Genomic DNA, 7,189 nt, shown 5'->3' with positions numbered 1-7,189 from the left:
GTTCAATTAGCCACCCTGATAAGGTAGGGCCAATTGCCGGAGCAAAAATCATAACTAAACCGAAAATTCCCATCGCAGCTCCGCGTTTTTCTAACGGAAAACTTGTGAGCAATACGTTCATTAAAAGCGGCATCATAATGGCTGCGCCTGATGCTTGAATAATACGAGCGGTTAACAAGACCGAAAATACGGGCGAAGCACCGGCAAGTATGGTTCCCGCTGTAAATAAAGTCATAGCCGTTAAAAATAAGCCTCTGATAGAATAGCGCTGAATTAAAAAAGCGGTAGTTGGAATCATAATACCATTCACTAACATATACCCAGTAGAAAGCCACTGGACAGTTGACGTTGTCACATCTAAGTCTTTCATAATAGACGGAAGCGCCACATTTAATAACGTTTCATTCAACAATGAGATAAAAGCGCCAATTAACAAAATAGCAATTATGCCATAAGGCGGCTTTTCCATTTGATTTATCGATTGACTCATTATTGTACCTCCTTATACTTTAAGTTCATTTTTTTAGACACATGTTCTACATAGAGTATATTATACTGTGAGTTCAATTTATGCAAGCGAAAAATCTTGCGTTCATGTCCTTTATTTTATCGACTTTTTTAGTGCTGTAATCCTTTTATATCAATACATTTTCGTGATATCGTCTATTTTTTTGAAAAGAACATTTGTGTAAACGCTTTAAATCATGTATCATAAAGTTGGACCATGAGTCTAATTTTATATTTAGGTGATAATAATGAATAACCGAAAACAGCAAGTTGTAAAAAATGCACACCATCTCTTCGTCGAAAAAGGATTTCAAGCTACATCTATTCAAGACATCATTGATTATAGCGGCATTTCAAAAGGAACATTCTACAACTATTTTTCTTCAAAAAATGAATTATTAATCGCTGTTTTTACCTGGCTTCATACAACAATTGAACAAGAGCGGAATCAGCTGCTGGTTGGGAAAAGCCTGACCGATGTAGATGTATTTGTTAAACAGATTGATGCACAGATGAAAAACCATCATAAACATAAATTTTTTACATTACTTGAAGAAGTATTTGTTTCCAATGATCCTGATTTAAAAGCATACATCAAAAAAACCCAGTTTGTTGAAGTAAACTGGGTTTACAAGCGGTTCATTGATTTATTTGGACAAGAAAAGAAACCGTACCTGCTAGATTGTGCAATTATGTTTCTTGGCATGCTTCATCGCAACTTTCACTATAATTTTATGGTTAACGGCACAAATACTGCCCCCCATGAGATCATAAGCTACAGTGTCAAGCGCCTGCTTCCTCTTGTAGACGAAGTAGCAAGTTCAGGAGACATTTTGCTCGATCCGCAAACGATTAAAGAATGGCTTCCATCTTGCCCAAATACTAAAAATCAAATAGAACAGCACATTTCTGCAGCACTTATCGATTTAAAAAAACAGGTTCACAAACAATTTACGGATGAATTCGAACGTCAAAAATGCACAGAGCTTATTAGTTTTATTGAAGAAGAGCTGTTTAAACAGCCAAATCCCCGCAAGTTTGTTGTAGATAGTGCCCTTCAATCGTTAAAGCAGCTGTCTGTTAACAACGGTAAAACGACCCTAGAGGAACTGCAAACGATGATTGATCAGTATGTGAGTGAACGTCATTAAAAAGAGAGTAAAACATAACTAAATCCATAAAATTCACAGACGAATAAATAGATGAAATCTACATTTACCCTGCCAATGAAAAAATCCGAATGCGTTTGATTCTCCCTCAAGAATCAAACGCATTCGGATTTTCCTTCAACTAAATAACTTTTGTCCCGACCTCTTTATTCACAAAGTGGAAATTGAAGTGAAAAACACGTTTCTTTTCCTTTTGTGCTAGACACACTCACTTTTCCCTTCATATAATGAATAATGCTGAAAGATACCATCGTTCCAAGCCCCGTACCTTTTTCTTTTGTTGTAAAATACGGTTCGCCTAACCGGTTGATTTGTTCTTGCGTCATACCGCAGCCTGTATCGATAATATCCACAATAACAGCTTCGCCTTCTTTTGTTACTTTAACGGTTAACGTGCCTCCATTTTGCATGKCTTCAATACTATTTTTAAATAAATTGATTAGGCACTGCTGAAGCTTTCTTCTTTCTCCCATTACGCAGAACTTCACTTCTTCATCAAATGTAAAATCAATAGCGACTCCATTCATATTGGCAAGAGGCGTCATAATATGGGTGACATGATGAATCTCTTCTGAAATATTCATTTTTTCATTTCGTTCCGGAGCAGAATTGGCAAACAGCAAGTAATCATCAATGATTTCTTTTGCACGATCTAGTTCATTAATCGCAATAGAAATGTAGCGTTTTTTAGCAGGTTCTTTTTCATCTTCTTGCAGCATTTGCATAAATCCTCTGCTTGCCGTTAGAGGATTTCGCACCTCATGAGAGATGCTGGCAGCTAAATGACTGACAATTTCTAGTTTCTCTGCTTTCATCAGGCGCTGCAGCACTAGTAAATTTGCCCGTATCGCTTCCCACAGTATGGTAATTACAAACATGCCTGCTACATCTAAAATCGCGAATTGAACCCACACGCTAATAGGAATGCTTGTTACGTGCAAGACAAAAATAGATACAAGCATAGCTAATAAAGAACCGATCAGACTAAGACAGGTGCTCACGATAATTCTATTTTTTAATGAGAAATGCAAAAAGTATTTTGTTATGAAAAATAAAGGAATGGATAAAATCGGAAGAGAAATTAGTGTTGATAAAAAGCCTACATCGTACCCGCCAATTAGCAAGCGCAGCAGTAAAATAAAGACAAAAAGCAAGCTTCCTAGCGGCCAGCCTCCATATAACGTTCCTAAAATATAAGGAATTCTTCGTAGATCCATCCGATAGTCATCCGGGACATAAGCTCCGTTAACCGGAAACAAAAGGCAAAAGGTAATAGCTAAAATCGGAAATACCGCGATATAACGATCTTTCCACCAATGAATTTTTTTAGCATACTTGATTAAATAAAACATCTGCACTAAAAACAGCGCCAATAAAATAAACAAAAAATTAATTAACAAATCTTTCGTGACAAAACTCATGCATTCACCGGTCTTTCAAATGAGATAAAAATAAACTCTTTTATTGCATTTACATTTGTAACACAAATTAGAGCGTAATCATAGATAAATAAACGTATTCTATTTACTTTTTTATAACTTCCTATGACTTTATCGTCCGTTCCCTAAAATAGTGAAGGCTAAGAAAACCTTTTCAACTTCACTAAAAATATTCAGAATTTTATTTACATATGAGTTACAATGCTCTATAATCAGATCAATGTACTTGGTTTTGAGAGTAGGAGGACGAAATATGGAACTATCAATTACCTTAATGGGATTATTCGTTGGAACCCTTGTAGGCTTAACTGGGGTTGGAGGTGCCGCTTTATTAACACCTTTACTGATTGTACTCGGCATTAACCCTTCCATTGCCGTAGGAACAGATCTTGTCTACAATTCTATCACAAAATTATTCGGAGTCGCTCAGCACTACAAACAGCGAACCATTAACTTTAAATTAGCAAAATATTTAGCCTTCGGAAGTATTCCGAGCGCTGTGCTGGCTATTGTCACACTTCATGCATTTCCATCTTTTCACGAGCATCAAGAAACGATTATTAAGCACGCTCTTGGATATGTCATGACGCTGGTTGCCATTTCAATTATCTTTCGCGTCTTTTTTGATAAATTAATTCGTCCCAACCGATTTCAGGAAATGGACTTAAATCAGAAAAAAGGATTAACAATCGGAATTGGCGTAGTCTTTGGATTCATTGTCGGACTAACATCGATTGGCTCAGGCTCATTATTTGCGATTGCGATGCTGTACTTATTTAAGCTAAAAACATCTGAGCTGGTTGGAACTGATATTGCACATGCGTTTCTTCTCGTTACGGTGGCTGGTATTTTAAATGCAAGCTTTGGAAGCGTGGATTACATGTTGACTGCTAACCTATTAATTGGATCTATCCCAGGTGTGTTAATCGGAAGCCGTTTATCAACGAAAGTGCCTTCAAGACCGCTTCAAGCCATTATGGCAACCATCATTCTAATTAGCGGAATTAAATTAATTTAACAAATAAAAGCACATGCCTTTGCATGTGCTTTTTATTAGTTTTTTTAAAGATCTACATTAAAAATAATAATGTTTTAAACCACTTCCCTTCCCTTCTTATACACTTCAACTAATATTTTTATTGAATTTTAGTCAAAGAGACCAATGACACTTCAAACAACCTTACGTTAAAATGTAAAAAAACATAACATCTGTTGTGATATCCAAAAAATTGTACGACGAAGGGAGAACACATGACACAAACAGCGGCAAAAAGTAAGCAAAAACCTTTTTATAAAGGTCTTTTCTTTCAAATTATGATGGCAATTGTACTTGGCATAGCCGTAGGATATCTATGGCCAAGCTTTGGAAATGCTGTGAAACCGATTGGAGACGGTTTTATTAAGCTTATCAAAATGCTGATTGCTCCTCTTATTTTTGGAGTAGTCGTTGTTGGAATTGCCAAGGTTGGAAACATTAAAACAGTTGGACGTATCGGCGGAAAAACCATTCTTTACTTCGAAATTGTCACAACATTCACTCTATTGATCGGTCTATTAGTAGCAAACGTAATGAACCCCGGCACCGGTATGAATGTTGATCCTTCAAGCTTAAGCACAAGCGAAGTGGACGCGAAGACAAACGGCTCCGAACTTCCGAGTGAAGGTGATTTTTTTCTTAATATGATTCCAGACAGTGCAGTTGGTGCTTTTTCAAGCAACTCCATGCTTCAAGTGCTTTTAATTTCTTGTTTGTTTGGCATCGCGCTTGTTCATATAGGTGGAAAAACAGCAGAGACCCTTTTAAATGTATTGGAAAAAGTAAATGATGTGTTGTTTAAAATTATGGGATACATTATGAAATTAACGGCTCTTGCCACCTTTAGTGCCATGGCATTCGCAGTTAGTCAGTACGGTCTTGGAACACTTGCTGCATTCGGAAAGCTATTTATCGCTATGACAATTGCCTGTCTAGCATTTGTTCTTGTTTTAGCTGTTATTTTACGAATCTATTTAAAATTAAGTTTGTGGAAAGTCATTCTATATATACGAGAAGAAATTATGCTGGCATTTGCTACGGGTTCCACTGAAGCCGTTATGCCGCAGCTCATGGATAAATTCGAACAAGCAGGATGCAACAAAGCAGTCGTGGGCCTTGTTGTGCCTACGGGCTATTCGTTTAATCTAGACGGTGCTTCCATTTACTTGTCTCTTGCCCTCGTCTTTTTAGCACAAGCAACAGGCGTGGATTTGAGCCTCACTGATCAGCTTTTAATGCTTGGTGTTCTTCTTCTTACGTCTAAAGGAATGGCTGGTATTCCAGGATCAGCTTTTGTTGCTCTCTCGGCTACCGCAGCAGCAACCGGATCCATTCCGGTAGCAGCCGTGGCTCTGATGCTCGCTCCTGATCGCTTTATGGGTAATTACCGGACCACAGTTAATATTATTGGTTATGCGGTAGCTGCTTTTATTATCGCACGATGGGAAAATTTATTAGATCTACAAAAAGCAAATGATGTGCTGGACGGAAAAATTGCATATCAGCCCAAAAACGCTGAAATTTCTCTCCCAGAGAGTATTCCAGCAGCCAATGAAAAAGCATTTTAACAAAAAATTTCCTGGCCGAGACAAGTCTATTTTGCTTGTTTTTCGGGCAGGAATTTAATTGTTACATGAAAGGCCTTTTGCTGAAACTTATTTTCTTCGAGTATTTTATATACGATTTGTTTAATCGTTTCTTGCGTTTTGGCATCAGCTGAAACGGAAGGCTCCATATACACATCCAGCTCTACTCTGTCTTTTGAGTAAAGGGAAGAATTCACGCCCCTTGATTCATAGCCCGCTTCAGTTAAACCGCTGCTGATTTTATGCCAAATATCCAGTTTGTCCATTTGTTTAATAACAGGCTTTGCTTCTTCGTACACTTGTGCTTGCTGAGTCTTGGAAACTTCTTCTTTTTTAGTAAAAACTGCATACCCTGAACCTACTACTAAAAACGTCATAATAGCAAATGCTCGCATCCTTTTCATTCTCTCACCTCATTTAGAGATATAGATTATAAATATGCGAATAATTGCTGCAGTATGACGGCTTGTATCTCTACTTCTTTTCCACTATACTCAGCAGTCGTTTAGAACTAGCTTCTGCTTCTTCTATCATACTGTCAAAAAGCTCTTGCACCGTTGGGATACTATCAATCAGTYCAACGACTTGACCTGCCCACCCATAGCCTTCATCGATTTTATTTTCATAAATATACCGGCAGTTTGCTACTCCGCTAATAACGTCTTTTAACTCTTCGTACCTCTCTCCTTGCTGCTCACGCTCAATAATGTCAAGAGTGTAGTGGGACTTCAATACGCGTCCAGGTGCTCCGAACGAACGTTTAATAACCACAGTATCTGTTTCTTTTGCTTCTACAATAGCTTGTTTATACGCATCGTGGGCATCTACACATTCTTTTGTCGCGATAAAACGTGTTCCCATTTCAATTCCTTCAGCGCCTAATGATAACGCTGCCAATAATCCTTGGCCGTTTCCAATCCCTCCGCTGGCCAGGACCGGAATTGACACAGCCGCAGCTACTCGAGGAATTAGTACCATTGTGCCGAGATCCTCACGTCCGATATGTCCTCCTGCTTCTTGCCCCACTGCCATGACAGCATCTGCTCCTAACTTCTCAGCTTTTTGAGCTTGACGCACGTTGGCTACAAGCACGAGCGTTTTAATTCCTGTTCCTTTTAATCTCTCAAAAATAGGTGCGGGATTTGCTCCTGTTATGGAAACAACCGGCACACCTTCTTCTACTGCTACGTCGAGAAGTTCTTTATAAGAACCTTCTGTTTGACCTCCAACAGCAAAATTAACGCCAAAAGGACGCTCAGTTAAAGAACGTACTTTCTTAATTTCAGCTCGAAGTTTCTCAGGTGTTCGGAGCGTCATAGCTGTAATTTGTCCAAGCCCTCCTGCATTTGAGACAGCAGCAGCAAGTTCTGCGTACGCTAAATAAGCCAGACCTCCTTGTACAATTGGATATTGAATTCCTAATAAATCTGTTACCCGTGTTTTCATCTATGT

General features: G+C 38.3%; 7 protein-coding genes. 3 read left to right on the top strand and 4 right to left on the bottom strand.

Going from position 1 to position 7,189, the window contains the following annotated elements; all coding sequences use genetic code 11:
- A partial coding sequence (locus AC1DRF_RS13140; protein ID WP_477740894.1) for an MFS transporter occupies window positions 1-490 on the bottom strand: 490 nt, incomplete at its 3' end.
- Between the two features lie 265 nt (window positions 491-755).
- Between AC1DRF_RS13140 and AC1DRF_RS13135 the strand changes: the two genes are divergently transcribed.
- On the top strand, window positions 756-1,658 hold the full coding sequence (locus AC1DRF_RS13135) for a TetR/AcrR family transcriptional regulator (protein WP_230184476.1): 903 nt from the start codon (window positions 756-758) through the stop codon (window positions 1,656-1,658).
- A gap of 164 nt (window positions 1,659-1,822) precedes the next feature.
- Here AC1DRF_RS13135 and AC1DRF_RS13130 read toward each other — a convergent pair whose 3' ends face one another.
- Complete coding sequence (locus AC1DRF_RS13130) at window positions 1,823-3,097, bottom strand: ATP-binding protein (RefSeq protein ID WP_477740893.1); 1,275 nt, start codon at window positions 3,095-3,097, stop codon at window positions 1,823-1,825.
- A 271-nt stretch (window positions 3,098-3,368) separates the two neighbouring features.
- Between AC1DRF_RS13130 and AC1DRF_RS13125 the strand changes: the two genes are divergently transcribed.
- Together AC1DRF_RS13125 and AC1DRF_RS13120 are read left to right on the top strand one after the other, a co-directional pair.
- A complete protein-coding gene (locus AC1DRF_RS13125; RefSeq protein ID WP_043978369.1) occupies window positions 3,369-4,133 on the top strand; it encodes a sulfite exporter TauE/SafE family protein in 765 nt (254 codons plus the stop codon).
- Between the two features lie 233 nt (window positions 4,134-4,366).
- Complete coding sequence (locus AC1DRF_RS13120; protein ID WP_477740892.1) at window positions 4,367-5,719, top strand: cation:dicarboxylate symporter family transporter; 1,353 nt, start codon at window positions 4,367-4,369, stop codon at window positions 5,717-5,719.
- Window positions 5,720-5,745: 26 nt separating this feature from the next.
- On the opposite strand, the gene AC1DRF_RS13115 is transcribed toward AC1DRF_RS13120, so the two are convergent.
- Together AC1DRF_RS13115 and AC1DRF_RS13110 are read right to left on the bottom strand one after the other, a co-directional pair.
- Complete coding sequence (locus tag AC1DRF_RS13115; protein ID WP_230184482.1) at window positions 5,746-6,141, bottom strand: hypothetical protein; 396 nt, start codon at window positions 6,139-6,141, stop codon at window positions 5,746-5,748.
- A gap of 70 nt (window positions 6,142-6,211) precedes the next feature.
- Window positions 6,212-7,183, bottom strand: a complete 972-nt coding sequence (locus AC1DRF_RS13110; RefSeq protein WP_477740891.1) for an NAD(P)H-dependent flavin oxidoreductase — start codon at window positions 7,181-7,183, stop codon at window positions 6,212-6,214.
- Window positions 7,184-7,189: the final 6 nt, after the last annotated feature.

This window comes from Priestia sp. P5_B4 (assembly GCF_056400385.1).
This window is presented reverse-complemented; position numbering and strand designations above follow the sequence as displayed.

What these genes read in the sequence shown, in the direction of transcription:
- AC1DRF_RS13135 (WP_230184476.1), top strand. Translation starts at nt 756, where the DNA reads ATGAATAACCGAAAACAGCAAGTTGTAAAAAATGCACACCATCTCTTC.
- AC1DRF_RS13125 (WP_043978369.1), top strand. Translation starts at nt 3,369, where the DNA reads ATGGAACTATCAATTACCTTAATGGGATTATTCGTTGGAACCCTTGTA.
- AC1DRF_RS13120 (WP_477740892.1), top strand. Translation starts at nt 4,367, where the DNA reads ATGACACAAACAGCGGCAAAAAGTAAGCAAAAACCTTTTTATAAAGGT.
- AC1DRF_RS13115 (WP_230184482.1), bottom strand. Translation starts at nt 6,141, where the DNA reads ATGAAAAGGATGCGAGCATTTGCTATTATGACGTTTTTAGTAGTAGGT.